The organism is Acinetobacter sp. 22512, assembly GCF_052044755.1.
In the GTDB taxonomy this organism is placed as follows: domain Bacteria; phylum Pseudomonadota; class Gammaproteobacteria; order Pseudomonadales; family Moraxellaceae; genus Acinetobacter; species Acinetobacter pittii.
This window is the reverse complement of record NZ_JBQENP010000005.1, coordinates 26,129-45,992: the sequence shown is the minus strand read 5'-3', so window position 1 is coordinate 45,992 and position 19,864 is coordinate 26,129. Positions and strand designations below refer to the sequence as shown.

Annotated in this window: 17 protein-coding genes; 11 read left to right on the top strand and 6 right to left on the bottom strand. The window is 38.6% G+C overall.

Annotated elements, in window-relative coordinates:
- Positions 1-21: 21 nt before the first annotated feature.
- Entirely contained in the window at positions 22-1,680 is a 1,659-nt protein-coding gene (baeS, locus tag ACTJJG_RS07175) for a sensor histidine kinase efflux regulator BaeS (protein WP_032005542.1), read from the bottom strand.
- A 132-nt stretch (positions 1,681-1,812) separates the two neighbouring features.
- On the opposite strand from baeS, the gene ACTJJG_RS07170 reads away from it, so the two are divergent.
- The 3 genes from ACTJJG_RS07170 to ACTJJG_RS07160 all read left to right on the top strand — a co-directional run bounded on the left by ACTJJG_RS07170 (position 1,813) and on the right by ACTJJG_RS07160 (position 6,232).
- Positions 1,813-2,190 carry a hypothetical protein gene (locus tag ACTJJG_RS07170; RefSeq protein WP_069119222.1) on the top strand — a complete coding sequence of 126 codons (378 nt, stop codon included), beginning with the start codon at positions 1,813-1,815 and terminating at the stop codon, positions 2,188-2,190.
- A gap of 290 nt (positions 2,191-2,480) precedes the next feature.
- Entirely contained in the window at positions 2,481-4,283 is a 1,803-nt protein-coding gene (locus ACTJJG_RS07165; protein ID WP_005804712.1) for an acyl-CoA dehydrogenase C-terminal domain-containing protein, read from the top strand.
- 167 nt (positions 4,284-4,450) lie between these two features.
- On the top strand, positions 4,451-6,232 hold the full coding sequence (locus ACTJJG_RS07160) for an acyl-CoA dehydrogenase C-terminal domain-containing protein (protein WP_002116088.1): 1,782 nt from the start codon (positions 4,451-4,453) through the stop codon (positions 6,230-6,232).
- Between the two features lie 69 nt (positions 6,233-6,301).
- Here the strand turns inward: ACTJJG_RS07160 and ACTJJG_RS07155 are convergent, their stop codons facing one another.
- A complete protein-coding gene (locus ACTJJG_RS07155; RefSeq protein WP_081318461.1) occupies positions 6,302-7,180 on the bottom strand; it encodes a LysR substrate-binding domain-containing protein in 879 nt (292 codons plus the stop codon).
- Between the two features lie 123 nt (positions 7,181-7,303).
- On the opposite strand from ACTJJG_RS07155, the gene ACTJJG_RS07150 reads away from it, so the two are divergent.
- The gene (locus ACTJJG_RS07150; RefSeq protein WP_230445130.1) at positions 7,304-8,008 is read left to right on the top strand and encodes a glutathione S-transferase family protein; all 705 of its coding nucleotides are present in this window, start codon (positions 7,304-7,306) and stop codon (positions 8,006-8,008) included.
- A gap of 166 nt (positions 8,009-8,174) precedes the next feature.
- Complete coding sequence (locus tag ACTJJG_RS07145) at positions 8,175-8,657, top strand: phosphate-starvation-inducible protein PsiE (protein WP_002116490.1); 483 nt, start codon at positions 8,175-8,177, stop codon at positions 8,655-8,657.
- A gap of 37 nt (positions 8,658-8,694) precedes the next feature.
- On the opposite strand, the gene ACTJJG_RS07140 is transcribed toward ACTJJG_RS07145, so the two are convergent.
- Positions 8,695-9,078: an RcnB family protein gene (locus tag ACTJJG_RS07140; RefSeq protein ID WP_005804715.1), complete on the bottom strand. Its 384-nt coding sequence runs from the start codon at positions 9,076-9,078 to the stop codon at positions 8,695-8,697.
- A 165-nt stretch (positions 9,079-9,243) separates the two neighbouring features.
- Here ACTJJG_RS07140 and ACTJJG_RS07135 point away from each other — a divergent pair, with 165 nt between their 5' ends.
- Complete coding sequence (locus ACTJJG_RS07135) at positions 9,244-9,690, top strand: hypothetical protein (RefSeq protein ID WP_002116392.1); 447 nt, start codon at positions 9,244-9,246, stop codon at positions 9,688-9,690.
- Between the two features lie 194 nt (positions 9,691-9,884).
- Here ACTJJG_RS07135 and ACTJJG_RS07130 read toward each other — a convergent pair whose 3' ends face one another.
- On the bottom strand, positions 9,885-11,348 hold the full coding sequence (locus ACTJJG_RS07130) for a phospholipase D family protein (RefSeq protein WP_069119228.1): 1,464 nt from the start codon (positions 11,346-11,348) through the stop codon (positions 9,885-9,887).
- A 75-nt stretch (positions 11,349-11,423) separates the two neighbouring features.
- Positions 11,424-13,499 (bottom strand): zinc piracy TonB-dependent receptor ZnuD, encoded by a 2,076-nt coding sequence (znuD, locus tag ACTJJG_RS07125; RefSeq protein ID WP_069119230.1) that lies wholly within the window; start codon positions 13,497-13,499, stop codon positions 11,424-11,426.
- Positions 13,500-13,636: 137 nt separating this feature from the next.
- On the opposite strand from znuD, the gene ACTJJG_RS07120 reads away from it, so the two are divergent.
- From ACTJJG_RS07120 to ACTJJG_RS07100, 5 genes are all read left to right on the top strand, one after another.
- Positions 13,637-14,401, top strand: coding sequence for a DUF4184 family protein (locus ACTJJG_RS07120; protein ID WP_032056716.1), 765 nt, complete (start codon positions 13,637-13,639; stop codon positions 14,399-14,401).
- 170 nt (positions 14,402-14,571) lie between these two features.
- Positions 14,572-16,356, top strand: a complete 1,785-nt coding sequence (aspS, locus tag ACTJJG_RS07115) for an aspartate--tRNA ligase (protein ID WP_002116046.1) — start codon at positions 14,572-14,574, stop codon at positions 16,354-16,356.
- A gap of 147 nt (positions 16,357-16,503) precedes the next feature.
- Positions 16,504-16,722, top strand: coding sequence for a hypothetical protein (locus ACTJJG_RS07110; RefSeq protein ID WP_002116556.1), 219 nt, complete (start codon positions 16,504-16,506; stop codon positions 16,720-16,722).
- On the top strand, positions 16,722-17,654 hold the full coding sequence (locus ACTJJG_RS07105) for a CgeB family protein (RefSeq protein WP_002116205.1): 933 nt from the start codon (positions 16,722-16,724) through the stop codon (positions 17,652-17,654). Before ACTJJG_RS07110 ends, ACTJJG_RS07105 begins: the two co-directional genes overlap by 1 nt.
- Before the next feature lie 39 nt (positions 17,655-17,693).
- Positions 17,694-18,713 carry a glycosyltransferase gene (locus ACTJJG_RS07100; protein ID WP_017482205.1) on the top strand — a complete coding sequence of 340 codons (1,020 nt, stop codon included), beginning with the start codon at positions 17,694-17,696 and terminating at the stop codon, positions 18,711-18,713.
- Between the two features lie 105 nt (positions 18,714-18,818).
- Here the strand turns inward: ACTJJG_RS07100 and ACTJJG_RS07095 are convergent, their stop codons facing one another.
- Positions 18,819-19,862: an ELM1/GtrOC1 family putative glycosyltransferase gene (locus ACTJJG_RS07095; RefSeq protein WP_005064198.1), complete on the bottom strand. Its 1,044-nt coding sequence runs from the start codon at positions 19,860-19,862 to the stop codon at positions 18,819-18,821.
- Positions 19,863-19,864: the final 2 nt, after the last annotated feature.

Here is a 19,864-nt window from a genome sequence, read left to right as displayed (position 1 = left end):
GAGATATTTTTCCTTTTATATTTAACTCTGCTTTTTAAAAGTAAGTACACAACGTAAACCACCTAATGGTGAATGTTCAAAACTGAGTGTACCACCAAGCGCCTGCGCAATCTTACAAGACAAAGCTAAGCCCAGCCCTGTTCCACCTGTACTACGCGTACGCGAATCATCTACGCGATAGAAACGTTCACCTAAACGGGATAACTGCTCATCACTTAAACCATAAGGACTATCATCGACATACAAAGTCCACTCTTGAGGATTCTGACTTGTATGAATATGAATTTTGCCACCTGTTTCTGTGTAACGAATACTATTACTAATTAAATTAACAATAATCTGTTTAAAACGGTCACGGTCTAATAATAGCGGAGAACTTGTTCCTTCAACTTGAATTTCGAGACCAGCCTGCTCAAGTTTGGGTTTAAAGTTTTCAACTTCTTGTAGTACCACTTCCCATGGATTTACAGAGCTCAAATAACACTTAAGCTGCTGAGCATCTGCCTGCGCCAAGTCTGCAAGGTCTTGGGTCAATTTTTTCAAGCTTGAAACCTGACGCATCATTGCATCTAAATGTTCAGGAGTTGCTTTTCGAATCCCGTCTTGCATCGCTTCAATTTGTGCTTGCAATACAGCCAAAGGCGTTTTTAATTCATGAGAAGTATCTGCCACCCATTGACGTCGTGACTCTTCATGCTGATGTAAAATCTCTGCCAAATGGTTCAACTGGGTTGATAAATCACCTAGCTCATCATTTCGCTTAATGACCACTTGGTGTTGATAATTTCCTTTGGTTAATTCATTGGTTGCATTTAATAAACGCTGAATTGGCTTTTTAAAATAAGTCGCCATTAACAGTGCTGCAACTAAACTTGATAGTAAGGTTAAAGCATAGATTAAGAGTAAATAACGCTTTTGATTACTAAAAAAATTAATACTCAAAGCATCTTCTTTATCTAAAACAGGCTTTAAACCTAAATATCCCACGACTTTATTGTTTAAAATAATCGGGCGAAATGACATTTGATCTGAAGAAGGCGGTTCACCTACCACAAACTGGTGCTGTGCATCATATAGAGATAGACGCGAACTCAATCCTAAACGGTCTGGTAAAGCGATAAAACGTTTCTTCCCATTTTGGGTTTCAATATCTTTTAAGCTTCCCTTCTTTGATTTATTTTTATCATCACTTGGACGAAACTGGTTTGCACTTAAAGGGAAACGTAATCCTTCAAAAGGTTGATACTGTGAAGGTAAATTTTGCTCGAGTGCTCTTAACTCTTCATCACTAAAAATAGTATTTTTATTTGTCGGTGCAACTTGCGGTGAAATATTAATAAGGGCATGTTCATCGAAAGAATGCTGCTGTATGGCAATGTCATATTGGCGACGGAGCCACCACTGCGAAAGACGATCGTAGTCATCGGGAGCTGCGGTTCCTTCAATTTGTAAAATCTGTGCCTGAATCGCATTTCCCCAATCATGGTATACCGTATAAACATCACCAAGATTGGTAATGAGACGGTCAAGCTTCTGCATTTCAACGTCGGCTACATATTTGGCAAAGTTCTTTTGCATGGTCCAGTGCAAAACGCTCAAGCTTGCAGTCGCAATAAGTAATGTAGTGAGCAAGACTGTCAAAAATAACCGTAATGCAATGGGAACACGTAGAACGTTCAAAAGCACTCTCTCATTTTTACCCTATATTTTGCATTGTAACCAACAACGAAAAGAAAAACTCTCCATTGTTTCTACATCTTTATTATCTAATCTTTAAGCCATCAGAAAACACAACATTAAAGGGCTTTAAATATGAAAATGACGGCAAAAATTGCATTATTCAGTGCGGCAATTGTAACAATGGGAAGTTTGGCTGCGTGTCAATCGACAACTCAACCACCTAAACCAGAGCGTGGAATGATGCAAGATGGCCCACGTGAGGGTCACCATCGTATGAAGCACCGTGAATTTACTCCAGAACAAAAAGCTGCATGGGAACAGCACCGCGCAGAACGTCAAGCTCGCTTTGAACAAATCCAAAAAGCATGTGATGGTAAGGCCAATGGACAACCCGTAAGTGTTCAAATTGGGGATAAGACAGTTGAAGGTACTTGTAACCTGCGTTTTGAACCAAAACGCCCTCAACCACCTGTTAATGCCCCTGCTCCTGCACCAGTTCAAGCAAAATAATTCTAAAATTATGAAACAAAAAGGCGCCTATAGGCGCCTTTTTGTTTATACATAAGTGTTTACGATTTTGACTATTTGTATCATATAAACATAACCAAAAGTATTTAAACTCAAAGCACTTACATAGTTTCAGCATTTTTTTCTTGACTTTGCAGTCACAAAGTAAAGGTCCTGAGGTGCTTGTACAGTTATGCAAGTTGTTGCACGATGTAATAGTCCAAGGTGCCTCATGGCACATTATCATAGATTAAGATTATAACTCTGGTTTCACCAGTATTGAGGAACCCGATATGCCACAATACAAAGCGCCCTTACGTGATATGCAATTCGTTTTGCATGAATTATTAAATGCTGAAGAACACTATGCAAAATTACCTGATTTCCAAGGTAACGTAAGCCGTGAATTGGTTGATCAATATTTAGAAGCTGCGGCGGACTTCTGTGAAAATGAACTTTCTCCTCTAAACCAAGTTGGCGACCGTGAAGGTTGTACTTGGAATGATGGCGTAGTCACTACTCCAACAGGTTTTAAAGAAGCTTATCAAAAATATATTGAACTTGGCTTTCCGTCTTTATCAGCAGAAGAACAATACGGTGGTCAGGCCTTACCTAACTCTTTAGGTATCGCAATTTCTGAAATGGTAGGTAGCTCTAACTGGGCATGGGGCATGTACCCAGGCTTGTCTCACGGAGCTGTACGTACGTTAGAACATCACGGTTCTGATGAACAAAAAAATACTTATTTACCAAACCTTGTTTCAGGTGTTTGGACAGGTACGATGTGCTTAACTGAGTCTCATGCAGGTTCAGACTTGGGTATTATCCGTACTAAAGCAGAACCAAATGCTGATGGTAGCTATGCAATCTCTGGCGAGAAAATCTTTATCTCTGCTGGTGAACATGACATGGCTGAGAACATTATCCATATCGTTCTTGCTCGCCTACCTGGTGCACCAAAAGGTACTAAAGGTATCTCATTATTCATCGTTCCTAAATTCAATGTAAATGCAGATGGATCTATTGGCGAACGTAATGCGGTACGTTGTGGTTCTATCGAACACAAAATGGGTATTCATGGTAACGCAACTTGTGTCATTAACTTTGACCAAGCTAAAGGTTACTTGATTGGGCCTGAAAACCGTGGTTTGAACTGTATGTTCACCTTCATGAACACAGCACGTATTGGTACTGCTGTTCAAGGTTTAGCAGCGTCTGAGTCATCTTTCCAAGGTGCGTTGACTTACGCGAAAGAACGTTTAGCAATGCGTTCACTTTCTGGTCCTAAAGCTCCAGAAAAAGAAGCAGACCCTATTATCGTTCACCCTGCTGTTCGTAACATGCTTTTAACTCAAAAAGCGTTTGCTGAAGGCGGTCGTGCTCTTGTTTACTTACTTGCTCAATACGCAGATATCGTTGAAAAAGGTGAAACTGAAGAAGAGCGTAAGTTTGCTGACAACATCTTGTCTTTATTAACTCCAATTGCAAAAGCATTCTTAACTGAAACAGGTTCTGAATCTGCTAAGCACGGTGTACAAGTCTTCGGTGGTCATGGCTTTATTTCTGAGCATGGCATGGAGCAAATCGTACGTGATACACGTATTGCTTGCTTATACGAAGGTACAACTGAAATTCAAGCACTTGATTTGTTAGGTCGTAAAGTATTGCAAACTCAAGGTGCAATGCTACGTGACTTCACTAAGATCATCCATAAATTCGTAGAAGCAAACAAAGACAACGCTGCTATGAAAGAATTTGTTGAACCGCTTGCGGCGCTTAACAAAGAATGGGGCGATCTTACTATGCAAATCGGTATGCGTGCGATGCAAAACCCAGATGAAGTCGGTGCTGCTGCTGTAGATTACCTATACTTCGCAGGTTATATCACTTTAGCTTACCTATGGGCTCGTATGGCGCTTGTAGCACAAGAGAAATTGGCAGAAGGTACAACCGATGTTGACTTCTACAATGCGAAAGTAACTACTGCTCGTTTCTACTTCAAGAAAATCTTGCCACGTGTACGTTCTCACGTAGATGTGATCGCAGGTGGTCTAGATCCATTAATGTCATTAGACGCTGAACATTTCGCTTTCTAACCATAGTTAGTTGCGATATGCAATGTTAAAAAACAAAAAAGGACTGCTCAGTTTTGACGGTCCTTTTTTTATAAAATCAATGATAAATTTACACTTTAAATTCCATATCCATTTCGTTTTACAGGATATCTAGCACAGGCCAATGTGCACAAAAAAGGTGAACGATTATGCCAATTTACAATGCTCCTTTAGCTGATATGAAATTCATCTTAAATGATGTATTTAAAGCAGAACAATTTTGGCAGTCTAATGAGAAACTCGCTCATGTAGATGCTGCAACAGCTGAAGCAATTTTAGAAGAAATGGCTAAATTTGCTCAGAACGTGACTCATCCATTAAACCGTACCGGTGACGAAGAAGGCGCTCGCTATGAAAACGGCGAAGTATTCACACCAGCTGGTTTTAAAGATGCATTTCGTCAATATGCAGAAGGTGGTTGGATTGGCTTAGGTGCCGATGAGGAATGGGGCGGTCAAGGCATGCCAAAAATGCTCACCGTTCTTTCTGATGAAATGTTATTTGCGACTAACCCATCTTTCATGCTTTACCCCCTTCTTTCCGTGGGTGCAGGTATGGCTTTAAGCAGCTACGCATCTCAAGAACAAAAAGAAACTTATTTACCTAAGATTTATTCAGGTGAATGGTCAGGTACCATGTGCTTAACCGAGCCACATGCAGGTACTGACTTAGGGATTATCAAAACTAAAGCAGAACGTAATGAAGACGGTACTTATAACATTACAGGTACTAAAATTTTCATTACTGGCGGTGACAACGATTTAGCAGAAAACATCATTCACTTGGTACTTGCTAAAACTCCGGATGCCCCTGCTGGTTCACGTGGTATCTCGTTATTTATCGTACCGAAATACCTTGTAAATGAAGATGGTTCTTTAGGCGACCGTAACCATGTTGGTCCAGGTTCTATTGAACATAAAATGGGTATCAAGGCATCTGCAACTTGTGTGATGAACTTTGATGGAGCTAAAGGTTACCTCGTTGGTAAAGAAAACGAAGGCCTTGCTGCAATGTTCGTGATGATGAACTACGAACGTTTATCAATGGGTATTCAAGGTTTAGGTGCATCTGAATTTGCTTATCAAAATGCTGCTCAATACGCGACTGACCGTTTACAAGGCCGCAGTGCAGCTGGTGTTCAATCACCAAATAAACCTGCTGACAGCATTTTAGTGCATGGTGATGTACGTCGTATGTTGTTAAATGTACGTGCCAATAATGAAGCTTCTCGTGCATTTGCTGTCTATGTAGGTCAACAACTCGATATTACTAAATTCTCAACTGATGCAGCAGCAGTAAAAAAAGCCAATGACCGTGTTGCGCTTTTAACTCCAATTGCAAAAGCTTACCTCACAGATACAGCATTCCAAGCGACTTTAGATGCTCAAATGGTATTTGGTGGTCACGGTTACATCCGTGAATGGGGTATGGAACAATGTATTCGTGACCTTCGTATTGCTCAAATCTACGAAGGAACCAACGGTGTTCAATCTCAAGATTTAATTGGTCGTAAAACCATTAAATGTGGCGGTGCATTCATTGCTGAATACATCACTGAAATTCGTGACTTTGCAAATGACTTAGACACTGATTTGAACTTCATTAAAGATGCAACTTTAGATGCTGCAACTGAAATTGAAGCAATCACTCAGTTTATTATTGAGCAAGCTGCTGAGAATGTAGAGTTCCCTAACTCAGCTGCGGTTGATTATTTACATGCAGTGGGTTTACTCAGCTTCTCATACATGTTTGCGAAAATTGCTGCCGCTGCTAAAGATAAGTCTGGTGATTTCTACCAAAACAAACTTGCTTTGGCTCAGTACTTTGTTGAACGTATCTTGCCAGATATTGATGCGCGTATTGCTAAAATTAAAGCTGGTTCTGACTTAATTATGGGCTTTAGTGAAGATTACTTTACAAATCAAGCTTAATTAAGTTCTTTATAAAAAACGCCTGAATAATCAGGCGTTTTTTTATAATCATAAAAAGTAGAATAACTTTTAAGTTTTTAATTTCTCGACCAAGAAGTCAGCTGTAATATTGACACTGGGTAAAAGCCCTCGTCTTGTCAGCATCAATAAACTTGTCGTTACGCTACCAGCAGACCAATCTGGCAAAACACGAATTAAGCTACCCTCAGATAGTTCATTCATACAGAAAGTTTCAGGTAAAAGCGTAATACCCAATCCCCTTTTTGCAGCCCCCTTTAAGATCTCCGACTCATTTGCTACAAAGCGGATGTTTGGATGTACTATCTCTTTCTGACCATTTACATTTTGAAAATGCCATGGATTCATTTGCAATTCAGGCCATATACCTTCATGTTTAAGCAAATCTTCTGGTGTATGTATAGGAGCCGATTTCATTAAGTAGGTAGGCGCTGCAACAGCAATGATTTTATCATTTTTAAGCACACGTTGAATTAATCCAGAATCCGGCAATGGTTGAAAATGACTACGGATCACAATATCAAAGTTTTCGCTCATAACATCAACGTAACGATCAGTTACCTCTACTTGTAATAATAACTTAGGATAGTGTTCTGCAAGTTCAGGCAAACAATCAGATAAAAGATACTGAGCAATGGGTACAGAAGCACTGAGCCTGACTACACCACTTGGTTCTTGTTGTTGTATTAATAGATTTTCTTCTGCATAACGAAACTCATCTACTGCATTTTTGGCATGTTGATAAAACAGTTTTCCTGATTCGCTTAAGACAAAACTACGTGAACTACGATGAATTAACGTTAAGCCCAACTTATTTTCTAATATTGCAACACGCTTACTAATAGTTGATTTAGGTAAATTGAGCTGTTTAGCTGCGGCAGAAAATCCTTGATGCTCTACAGCAACAACAAAGAGATAAACATCATTCAAGTTTTGTCTAAGTAGCATTCCTCAATGTCCATATATGTAGACAATAAGTTTCATAATACCTGACTACTAGAAACTTTTCTGTCGACTTATGATGATTTTACACATCAAAAAAGAGTAATCATCATGTCAACTTTCACTTTATTTTATGGCGTACCTTCTGGCTGCTCATTTGGTTCAATTGTTGCCTTGGAATTGTCAGGTTTACCTTATCAGCTCTGTAGAATCGAGATGCCGACTCAGTGTAATACCGAGGAATACCGCCAAATTAATCCAGTCGGTGAAACACCTGCACTGCTCTACGATAATGGTAAAGTTTTAACGGAAAGCATGGCTATCTTGAACCATATCATGGCAAAAAGCCTGAATGCGGCTTTTCATTATGAACAAGGAACAGAACAATTTAATCTCTTTAATCAGAAACTAGCTTTTTTGAATACGACTTTATTCAATGCATTTAGCCCTCTCTGGTATAGCCTTGAACACTCTTCATCAGAAAGTAATAAACAAGCATTACGTGAATATGGAGCAGTCCAAGTTAAAAAAGCATTTACCGCTTTAGAAAATAGTCTGATAAATCAAACTTGGCTAATGGGCGATCAATTGTCTTTTGTAGACGGATACTACGCAGGTATCGCACGATGGTTGGAATATCATAATGTTATTGATATTGATCAATTTTCAAACTGCAAACGACTTTATGAACAATTACAAAATGAGGCGGCGGTTAAATTTGCGCATGCAATTGAACAAGAACAATCCGTAAAGAGTACAGGTAACTTTTTAGGCCATATTGCATTTGAAGATGTCATTCAACAATATAAAAATTGAAATAGTCTTTGTAATTATAGTGGATATCACCTTACTACCTGAGTTGAATTAAATCTTCATAAAATCGCCTGAATAATCAGGCGTTTTTTATTTTGTATTTACTATTTCCATTGGCACAAAATTTGTTTAATTTCTATACATTACGAAGTAAACAAAAGATCTTATTATGCCTGATCCTAAAAAATACGAACGAATACTTGACCGTTTCGGACATTACGCCGTAGAAGCCTTCCATTATTTAGCCTTATTCATTATCGGGTGTATGGTGGCATGGTCGGCAGCCAATACAGTTTTTGAAATTCTGACCGTCAAAAAGTATGCTTCAATTGATGATATTTTATTATTATTTATTTACTTAGAACTTGGAGCAATGGTTGGAATTTACTTTAAAACCAATCACATGCCTGTACGATTTCTTATTTATGTCGCGATTACGGCCTTAACCCGTCTACTCATTTCAGATATTCAACATGATCATAAAGCGGATATCGATCAAGTCATTATTACAGGCTCAATTTTGATTTTAGCCTTATCTATTTTAGTCGTACGATTTGCTTCATGGCACTACCCATCAGTGATGAAAGAGAAACATGCAAAAACCTCAAATAATTTGAAAACCCCTCAACCGCAAGATGACGAGTTGGCATAAAAAAGGCCTCAATATCGAGGCCTTTTTATTTTTACATTTAACGAACTCGGTAAATGTTGTGTCTTGAGTCTACTAATAAGTATTGATTAGGGGTTTTAACCCAGTGGTATCCACGTGGTGGCGCATATAAACGGTGCGCTCTCCAGTCCGAAACATAATAACGGCTATGGCGATATTGGGTAGGAATACGTTCACCACGTTTAAAAGCAACATAGTTACCATAATGCTTACCACGATCAGCATTTGACCAAACTGGCGCTCGGTGATCATTACGATAATCATGACGGCGGTCATCACGATGCTCATATCGATCATAGTTTTTACCATGGTCATTGTTCCAACGGTGTCCAGAATCGGCCATCGCGGTAGCTGATATACCTAACATTAATGTCGAAAGTACAAGAACGATTGGCTTTTTCATGGCCTATTTCCTTTTAATCTTGATATGAAGCTAGATTAAAAGAGACTCAAGGAGAAACCATGAATAAAACCGCTTTGATTGCTAAACTTTGTAATGACTATAAAGAAAATATGAAGAATCTGTATCTGTGCTACCATTAGCATTTTTCAAACTAGGTCAATTGCTGTGTCTGAAATCAGTTTTGAGCGTCTTCATCAATTTTTTTGCAAAGTTCCAAGTGTACAAGAAGCCCGTATTATGGCTCATGGAGCAGATGGCGAACATGCTTGGTGGTTTAAGTTCAGTATTGACGTAGAGCATGCACTTGCATGGCAAACAGTTCAAGAATTAGGTCATGTTTTAAATTATCTATCGACAAATGAACGCCTACCCACATTATTCTTCCCTGTTTCACCGCCACCTTACATGAATGGTGAAGCCAAAGATTTTTTATCATGGATTATTCAATGTAACCATCCTGAATTCTCTCCGGATGTGGTTTGCGATTGGCTTGAAGCGCGTTTGCCAAATCCTGTTGACGACGAGTCACAGTGGAAAATTAAAACGGATTTGAGTGAAATCGAAAAACTTGATGATAAAGCGTTGGATCAATTGATTCCACCAGCGCCTTAAATCGGACTTATAGCACAGTCTTTACTTACAGTGATGTTCGAATGTCTTTTGTATAGGCTAATGCCTCACTTTTGAGAGGTCAAAAGTGGCAAAAACCTTTGTTTCACTGATGTGGCTTCCTTGCCACACAGTGAAACGGCGACCTCCATATCGCCAATCATCTTGCTAATTTTTGGAAAACTTCAAGATAGTGATTAAAAAGTCGATAATCCTGACCATTCCATAAAACGATAAATCCAATACTTCACTTTAGACTCATCTGCATACTTCGCATAATCCACGCTCATCTGTCTATCTTTTAGGTTTGACCACGAGGTATTGAAATAATCTTGAGCATCTTTAAAGACTTGATCTTGAACTTTGCCAATGACCAACATATCCGTTTCAAGGTTGTAATTTTTTAAATTACGGGCCGTAAAGTTGGCAGATCCTACGATCAACTCAGCGTATTGGGCATTATATTTCAAAATCATTTTGCTATGGTTCTGCTCACCATGGGTATCACACCAACGGATTGGAATACCAGCAGCATGTAACTCTGAAGCCACCTGACGGTTTGGAATACCATTCTTTTTTCGACCAAATGCATCTTTATTCGGATCTAGTAAAACACGAACAATAACACCTCGTTCTTGAGCATTTTTTAGTGCTTGAATAATCTTGCGTTCAGATAAATAGAACATACTTAAATCAAGATGCTCTTTCGGCTTCGCTGAGTTAATCAATTTCAATACAGATTGATAAATTGCGCCTTCAGTTAACACCTGAACTTGAGGTTTAGTTACGTCTTTCTCAAAGTCACCTAAAATGAGCGATGGAGAACTACTGCCTGACATCTGCGCAACAGCAGCTTCAGTTTGGAGAACATCGGCAGCTGTCGCCCCTGTTACAACTAACGCGACATTAGAGTGTCTAGAACTGCCATCGTGTGGATTTGCTGAGGTTACCAATGATTTCCAACCCGCATCGGTGTCAACAACAACGGTTTTCCGATGATTCGCCTTAAAATTAAATAAGTTCAAATAGCTACGTAGTGTAATTTTTTCATCACCAAATGGATTTGGTAACCAGCCTTTTTCAGGGTTATTGCCAATATTTTGACAGCAGATGTACCAGAACCCAGACCAAAACGGGTTAGAAGCTCGTAAAGGGGCTAAATTCGTTTCAATCACATCAACACCTGCCTGACGTAACTGACGGTAGTGTTCAGGGCTGATACCACCATAAACCGAGTTAATCGGGTCGGTAATCATAACGATCTGAATTTGGCGGTTCTGTCTTTTCTTACTTACTAATGCATCGGTTAGCTCTTGCATTAATGGTCTTTGCTTGAGTTTTGAGTCACCTACTTCAGAATTAAACAAGAACATATCCACCACAATCGTGGTTTTTGCCTCATCAATCATTTTCAAGATTTCATCAAAGATGTGCTGATCAACCTGCTGTTGCCCTTTTGCATCAAGATAAGTTTTGTCTGCTAAAAATTTAACATCGGCATGTCTAAGCTTGCCACTAAAGTTAATCCCTTGTGGTAATGGTTTTACTGTGTGGTAAATCGCCGATGCAACATATGCAATAGCAACAACGCAAAGTAATACCGCCATATAACGACGCCCTGACCAATTTATTTTTTGATGAATTCGTTGAAAAATACGCATAAAAAAGACCTAACTTGATGCTTTCAAATTAGGTCTTTTGGATTGATTTTTCAAGTTTAGTTTCGTGTTAAAGCCTTAGAAACTAAAATCAACACCCACCGTAAAATTACGTCCAACTTGTGGAATATTTGATAAGAATGAAGCATGTTGATAAACCGTGTCATCTAACAAGTTATTCGCTTTCATATAAACACGATAATCTGTTTTTGCACCATATTGTCCAGAATATGCCACGCCAAGATTGAGCATGTTATAGCCTTCAGTTTCAGTCTCGTAAGCTGCGATCTTATCTTGGTTAAAGACATGGTAGTACTCGGCAGAACCACTAAATCCATCACCAAAGTCTGCATCAACTTTAGTACCTAAACGTCCCGCTGGAATACGTGGAGCATTACCCTCAGCATCAATTTTACCGCGTACATAGTCACCAAAAGCACTGATCTTGTACATTGGGGTAATTTGATAACCAATTTCACCCTCAGCACCATAGAAACGAGCTTTATCTTGAGTGTATTGAACTAAACGGAAGTCTTTATAACGGTCAAGGGTTTGCGCATAGATGTAGTCATCAAACCAGTTATGGTACACATGAAGATGATAATCAAGTTTGTCATTATCAAAATGCAAACCTAACTCAACATTATTCGATTTTTCCTTACTGAGTTGATCATTTCCTAACTCATAAGTATTTGTCGCAAAGTGCCCACCATTTGCATATAACTCTTGAGCTAAAGGCAAACGCTCTTGATGTGAAGCGACAAAAGACAGTTTATAGTTCGGTGCAAACTCCCAATTCGCAGCACCTGCGTAAGAGAATGCCGAACCATCAAAATCCTGTTTAGAGTTGTCGTCTACATCAATTTCTTGCTGATCTGCACGGGCAGAAAGCTCAAAATGTACGTCTTTCCATTGTTTATGTTCTAAAGCAAATAAACTCCACTTTTTGGTAGTGGTCGGGGCCATAAATGCTTCTTCGCCAGTTAAATCTAATTTCTGTTGACCTAACTGTGCGCCAATTACGCCTTCCCAACTTGCAATCGGGTTATGTACTAACTCAATACGACCATCATAGCCTTTGTTTTGGAATCGGGTCGCAATTGTTCCCTCTTCAATTTCATCATGCTGATAGTCAGTATAGCTTGCTTGCGCACGTAACTTTTGGAAGCCTGCAAATGGAGCATTTAACTCGGTTTTAAAATCGTAACGCTCAGATTTTAAATCAATCCATGGGCCGCCATGTTCGTGTTCATGTTCTTCATGCTCATGATCGTGACCTTCTTCACCCTCTTCATGTTCATGGTCTCCACAATGCAAATGCGGTCTTCCACCTAGATGAGCGCTACAACTTTCATATTCATGGCTATGCCCCGGTAAGCCATATTGATCCCGACGGTTGCTATAAGAAATACCCGTATAACCACGGTCATAAATCCAAGACAAACCAACGTTAACTGAATCACCCTGCGCAAAGGTATTGTCTACACGGCGCTCTTTTTCACCTTCATGAATATAATTGGGCGCAATATAATTATTCGCATCACGAGTTAACCCCTCAACACGTAAAGCAACTTGGCTGCCCAAGCCAACAGTTACGCCAGCACTCGCTAGTTTTTCATCACTTCCAGTGTTGTAACGTAAGCCAACTTGTCCTTCATAACCATTTTCAGGCATTTGCGTAGGGATCTTGTTATCAATGACGTTAACTAAACCACCGACAGTCCCCGCACCAAACAATAAAGTTGAAGGGCCGCGAATTACTTCGACTTGTTTCGCAAGCACAGGATCTACAGTGACGGCGTGGTCAGGAGACAACGTCGATACATCAATATTTTCTGATGAATTTTGAAGAACTTTAACACGTGGTCCATCTTGTCCACGGATGACTGGACGGCTCGAACCAGCCCCAAACTGATTCGCGTAAATTCCCACTTCACTACTGAGTGCATCCCCAATGGTAGCAGCGCCTTGCGACAGATGCTTTTGATCAACCACAGTATCTGCAACAGCAAAATCTTGTGACGTTTGCTCAAGTGGATGAGCCTTAATTCGAATGGTTTCTAGCTTTTCAACATTTTCACTTTCTGCTGCAAACGAAGGTACGGATATGACAGCTAAAATGGATAAGGTCAAAATATTTTTATAGAACAACATGAGGTGATTCTCTGATCGCTACGCCTTTTTGTTTTGTTATATTATAACATTTCAGTCTTTTTGCAATAAAAAACATTTCCAATCGGCTGATTCGTTAGACTGGGCAATTAAATGATGTGAGTAATCTCTGTTTTATAATGCCTTTTACAATCTCTCATGCCGTTATAGCTCCTCCTCTTTCAAAGCTTAGCCGAAACACTTTACCAGTTGCAGCTCTAGCAATTGGAAGTATGACACCCGATCTTTACCGCTTATTTACAATGCAGTCAGGGATGTTGACACATCAATGGAAAGGACTTTTCTACCCAAATCTTGCATTAGGATTATTATTCTGTGCTATTTGGTATTTACTTTACCGGCCTGTAATTTATCGTTTTTTGGGCATTCAACATGATCTTGACCTCCACTCTTTAAAACGTATGTTTTTATTTTTGATTGGAACATTACTCGCGCTTATTTTAGGGATTGCCACTCATTTAATTTGGGATGGCCTAACACACTCAGACTTTCGGACTTTTATATTTAAAGATGTATTAGCGACCACAGTTCATCTTTTGGGACACCCTTATCCCTTACATCGTCTTTTACAGCTAGGCTCCTCTGCTCTTGCGCTACCTTTTATTGCTTGGATGTGTGTTCATTATTATCAGCGCTATAAACAACACTGGAAAGTAAACTATAAAATTAAAATTTTCGCATGGTGTCTGTTAATTCTATCTACAGTGTTAGGTTTATTCTCTTTTTGGGATTATGCCCGCTACATTCCTCATGAAGTTTGGCATGTCGATACCTATTATTTCACTGGTCGTTCTATTAATGAATTTATGCAAGGCTGGCTAAGTACCTTTAGCTTAGGATGCTTACTATTCTTGGTTTTAGATCGGCAAAAAAGAATGGGGTGAATACTTAAAGTTGCTGCCAAATTGCTCATTTTCAGCTTAATTTCTGCGGTTTTTTGATCTAGTTCTTGTGGCAAACCATCCAACAAGGCATAATCGAAAACTTACTTTTTTGACGGTGCGCGGTTTACGCATCCGTCCTTTCAGCCAATATAGTTTGGATAATCTTCATCATGATGCGAACTCATTACTGTGGCTCTTTAACTGAAGCCCAAATCGACCAGACCGTTACACTATGCGGTTGGGTACATCGTCGCCGTGACCATGGCGGTGTTATTTTCCTTGATATGCGTGACCGTGATGGTCTCGTTCAAGTGGTTATTGACCCAGATACTCCAGAAGCATTTGCAACAGCAGATAAAGCACGTTCTGAATATGTATTAAAAATTACAGGTCGTGTTCGTCGCCGTTATGAAGGTACTGAAAACCAAAATATGGTGAGTGGTCAAATCGAAGTTTTAGGCAAAGAAATCGAAGTTCTTGCTGCTTCTGAAACTCCGCCATTCCCGTTAAATGATGACACAATTAACGTGTCAGAAGAACACCGTTTAAAATATCGTTTCTTGGACATCCGTCGTCCAGAAATGTTAGATCGCTTACGTTTCCGTTCTAAAGTAACTAACTTGATCCGTAATTATTTAGACGATCACGGTTTCTTAGACGTTGAAACTCCGATTTTAACTCGTGCAACTCCTGAAGGCGCGCGTGACTATTTAGTACCAAGTCGTGTACAAAATGGTAGCTTCTACGCACTTCCACAATCACCGCAATTGTTTAAACAATTATTGATGGTGGGTGGTATTGATCGTTACTACCAAATCGCGAAATGTTTCCGTGATGAAGACTTACGTGCTGACCGTCAGCCAGAATTCACTCAAATCGACATTGAAACATCGTTCTTAAACGACGATGAAATCATGGATTTGATGGAAGGCATGACTGTTAAATTATTTAACGACTTGCTTGGCGTAAAATTTGAAAAATTCCGCCGTATGCCATATAGCGAAGCAATGCGTGACTATGCATCTGACAAACCAGATTTGCGTATTCCGTTGAAACTCGTTGACGTTGCAGACTTAATGCAAGAAGTAGAGTTCAAAGTATTTGCTGGCCCTGCAAAAGATCCTAAAGGTCGTATTGTTGCTTTACGTGTTCCTGGTGCAGCTTCATTGCCACGTAGTGCAATCGATGAATACACCAAATTCGTTGGCATCTATGGTGCTAAAGGTTTAGCGTACATTAAAGTTAATGAACTCGCTAAAGGAATTGAAGGTCTTCAATCTCCAATCGTGAAATTCATTGAACCGATTGTACTTGAACTGTTGGAACGTGTTGGCGCACAAGATGGCGATATCGTATTCTTCGGTGCTGATAAAGCTAAAGTTGTAAATGACGCAATGGGTGCGCTTCGTGTCAAGATTGGTCACGATTTGAATCTTTCAACTTGTGAATGGGCTCCACTTTGGGTTGTTGACTTCCCAATGTTTGAAGAAACTGACGATGGTAAATGGACTTCTGTTCACCACCCATTCACACTACCTAAATCTAGCGTAGAAGACGTGAAGAGCAATCCAGGTGAAGCACTTTCTGTTGCTTACGACATGGTATTGAATGGTACTGAAGTTGGCGGTGGTTCACTTCGTATTTACACATTAGAAATGCAAAAAGCGATTTTTGAAGCGCTTGGTATTTCTGATGAAGAAGCAGAAGAGAAATTCAGCTTCTTACTTAACGCGCTTCGTTATGGTGCTCCTCCTCACGGTGGTTTGGCATTTGGTCTTGACCGTTTAGTTATGCTTATGACTGGCGCGACTTCAATTCGTGACGTTATTGCGTTCCCGAAAACTAAGACTGCTGAATGTCCACTTACTCAAGCACCTGCTCCTGTTGAAGCAAACCAGCTTCGTGACTTGGGTATCCGCCTACGTGAAAAGCCAAAAACTGAAGAATCTAAATAATTTTTAGATTTTCTCAATAAGAAACCCTGCTTATGCAGGGTTTCTTATTAGACAGTATTAAACAAACATTCAATTTTCATAAGCTATACTTTGCGAAAAAGCACGTCAGTGGCATAATAGGCTGCTTTTAATTAAGAGGTCAGCTTTATGGCTATGCGCCCTGATGTACGTCGACATGCTTTAGTCGTGATTGTATTCTCCCTCGCACAATGGTTTTTCATGCGCTATATTCTTGCAAATGAATTATTTAACATGACTACAAATCAACGTATTTTATTTTTCTGTGTAAGTAGCTTGGTTGGTGCATTGCTCATTTTTGTTGCATTGATTTATATGGTTTTAAAAGGAAATGCGGACAAAGAGTAATGCAAAAGAAATTACTCATTCTTGGTAAACGTGGGGGTATATTGCAATGGTTCGAAAATATTCTTGCCACTTCTCACCGACACCCTAATTATGTGATTCAAGGCTTTGCTTTAAATCACAATAATACCTGTGAACGATTTCTTAAGAAAATTTTACCAAATAAAGATATATATACAGCTAATTTACTAAAGAAAAAGTTACAAACATTTCAGCCCGATCTAATATTGATTGCCGATCTCTTTTATTTTAATGATTATCTACTAGAAGTTTTAGCTGACTTTCCATGCAAAAAAGCTCATTGGATCGGAGATTTTTTTGATTCAAGGCTAAAAAAAACAAAAGAAATTATTGACTTATACTGCTTTACCGACTTCAGTTTTATTAAAGATGCTAAAGATATAGGATTAGATCATTCAATCTACCTTCCATTAGCTTACAATCCTGAAATCTTTTTTCCGAAGGATGAACAAAAAAATGACAGACTTTTATTTGTAGGAGCTTGGTCTCCTGACAGACAAGAACTAATTGAACGAATTCCGCTCCCAATTACTATTTATGGTAAAGGCTGGAATAATCTTGTAAAAAATGACAGTATTATTCATCCACATAATATTAGTCTACCCAATGTCGCTGAACTTTACCGTAAACATAAGTATGTTCTTAACCTCATTAATAAAGTAAATATACGACAAGGCATGAATATGCGTTGTTTTGAAGCACCTGCTTGCGGTTGCATTTTAGTCAGTGAATATGTAAAAGATCTTGAATTTGCATTCAGCATAGAAAATGAAATTATAACTTTTTCAGACCCTTCCGAACTGCAAAGCAAACTCAAAGAAAATTCTATTAATCCCTTACTAGCAATGGACAAGGTTCAACGAGATCATACCTATAAAAATAGGATAGATACGATTGTTGACCTATTGCTTTAAGAGTATCGTTACCAGTATTCATGTTATAGGTTCTACTCAGTGTTTGTTAGTATCATTGTCCCAAGTTATAATCATGCTCAATATTTAGAAGAAAGAATTAATAGTATTCTTAATCAAAGCTATTCACAATTTGAATTAATCCTTTTAGATGATTTGTCACCAGATCATAGCGCTAAAATTTTAGAAAAATACCGAAAACATCCTAAAGTTTCTCATTGCATTATCAATGAAAAAAATTCAGGCTCCACCTTCTACCAATGGAACAAAGGGATGCATTTAGCGAAAGGAGAGCTGATCTGGATTGCTGAATCCGATGATATAGCAGATCCTCGTTTTTTAGAGAAATTAGTACCACAGTTTGAGAAAAACCACAATTTAGTACTGGCGTATAGCCAATCATATCGAATGAACGCTAAAGGAGAAATAACTGGTTCTTGGAAAGATTTTACAGATCAAGTAGACCCAAAACTTTTCGAAAACAACTTTGAAATGAAAGGGCTTGAATATATAGAAAAATTTTTAAATACTCAAAATACTATTCCTAATGCGAGTGGGGTTATTTTCAAAAAACAAACTTACTTTGATGTGGGAGGGGCTAACCCGAGCTTACGCTTCATTGGCGATTGGGAAATTTGGGCAAAGATCGTAACACAAGGCGATATTTTTTTTACTCATGAATGTTTAAACTATTTTCGTTATCATAATACAAGCGTTATTGCGCAGGCAAAAAAGAAAAAAGATCATTTTGAAGTTAGACGTCAAGTCATTTTGTTCCGCCAAAGCATGTCACAGTTTTTAAAAGCCTATTCCCATCAACATCCAGAAGCGAATAAGGCTTATCAAATTAACCAAAGATGTCTATCAAAAGAATTAAGAAAAAATGCTTCTTTAGCTATTCGTCGTCGTTATTATAATCGGATTATGCCAACCTGTATAACAGCGCTGGAGACTTTACCTTTCTACATTGTACCTATTTATATTCTAAAACTACTTATACAACTTATTTTATCAATTTGCTTCGTTGCTCCTTATAAAGCATTATTAAAGCAAACAAAATAAAAAAGAGGAGATTCCTGCTCTTTTTATTTTTTAAATTTATCTAGAATTTGATATATTGAATGATCAAGTTGGCGATTATTAAAAAATAAAATCTAAATATTTAGTTTATTTTCCCAAAATATTATTCAATTTTCGAGTCATCTCTCCCGTATGGTCTTGTACTTTTAATTTTTGGACAGCCTCAACAATTTGATGAGCATCTAAAAAATTTAATAAATATAACCACCGCTGTTGAGCTAAGGAGTTTAATTGTTGTTTGATAGCCACATCTTGTACTGCAACTTCATCATAAAGTACTAGCAATTTGCTTCCGGACATAATAACCTCTGCAACCATCGAGGTTGAGTCTGGGCTCGCTAAAATCCAATCAGCTGCTTTAATGTAGTCTTTAATATCACAACTTTGCCCTTGTGCAACCCATGTTAGCAAGTCATTTGCCTGAAAAATATCGTACTGTTCAGTAAGCTCTTGTAACTCTTTTTCGAAATTAACTGACGTTCTACGCGATGTCGTAACTAATAATCTCGCTGTTGGATATTGCAACCGAATCTGTTGTAAAACAGTTGCCCATTGTACAGCATCACCGATTTTGACTGTTTTGGTATTCGCACCAATTAGAACTGCTATCACTAATTCAGCACTGTGAATTCCTAAATGCTCACGTGCCTGATCACGTGTCAAAGGCAAAGCACACATTTTATTAGGTGCAACTGGGTAGTAAAAGTAATGTGGCAATGTAGCTTGTTGATCATGAATGGTAAATACCACATCGAATAAATCAGCACGAATTCCTCGTAATGAACTCGCTACTAAATTTTTAATGGCTTGATTATTGCGTAAATGTTGTTTTAACAACAAATTGGCGAGCAAGGTATTTCCCCCCGCTGATACAATATATGCAACTTGTTTCTGTTCTAACGACTTGATAGTTTTCATATCAAGGAAATAGCATAACCAATGAGTATTTATTGAAAAATTGGACAGAAACTTAAGAACACGGTATAACCATTTCTTAGGTAAATTTAGTTGAATCCATTCCACTTGATAGTTTTTCTGTTGATTCAATAGCTGAACCATTCCCTGAGTTTGAGTTTCGTGACCAGGTTTACCATCTGTCAATGCAAGAATAAAATCCTTTTGTTGTGTCATCA

Coding starts and splice junctions, on each gene's coding strand:
- ACTJJG_RS07170 (WP_069119222.1), top strand. CDS start 1,813: ATGAAAATGACGGCAAAAATTGCATTATTCAGTGCGGCAATTGTAACA.
- ACTJJG_RS07165 (WP_005804712.1), top strand. CDS start 2,481: ATGCCACAATACAAAGCGCCCTTACGTGATATGCAATTCGTTTTGCAT.
- ACTJJG_RS07160 (WP_002116088.1), top strand. CDS start 4,451: ATGCCAATTTACAATGCTCCTTTAGCTGATATGAAATTCATCTTAAAT.
- ACTJJG_RS07150 (WP_230445130.1), top strand. CDS start 7,304: ATGTCAACTTTCACTTTATTTTATGGCGTACCTTCTGGCTGCTCATTT.
- ACTJJG_RS07145 (WP_002116490.1), top strand. CDS start 8,175: ATGCCTGATCCTAAAAAATACGAACGAATACTTGACCGTTTCGGACAT.
- ACTJJG_RS07140 (WP_005804715.1), bottom strand. CDS start 9,078: ATGAAAAAGCCAATCGTTCTTGTACTTTCGACATTAATGTTAGGTATA.
- ACTJJG_RS07130 (WP_069119228.1), bottom strand. CDS start 11,348: ATGCGTATTTTTCAACGAATTCATCAAAAAATAAATTGGTCAGGGCGT.
- znuD (WP_069119230.1), bottom strand. CDS start 13,499: ATGTTGTTCTATAAAAATATTTTGACCTTATCCATTTTAGCTGTCATA.
- ACTJJG_RS07120 (WP_032056716.1), top strand. CDS start 13,637: ATGCCTTTTACAATCTCTCATGCCGTTATAGCTCCTCCTCTTTCAAAG.
- aspS (WP_002116046.1), top strand. CDS start 14,572: ATGATGCGAACTCATTACTGTGGCTCTTTAACTGAAGCCCAAATCGAC.
- ACTJJG_RS07110 (WP_002116556.1), top strand. CDS start 16,504: ATGGCTATGCGCCCTGATGTACGTCGACATGCTTTAGTCGTGATTGTA.
- ACTJJG_RS07105 (WP_002116205.1), top strand. CDS start 16,722: ATGCAAAAGAAATTACTCATTCTTGGTAAACGTGGGGGTATATTGCAA.
- ACTJJG_RS07095 (WP_005064198.1), bottom strand. CDS start 19,862: ATGACACAACAAAAGGATTTTATTCTTGCATTGACAGATGGTAAACCT.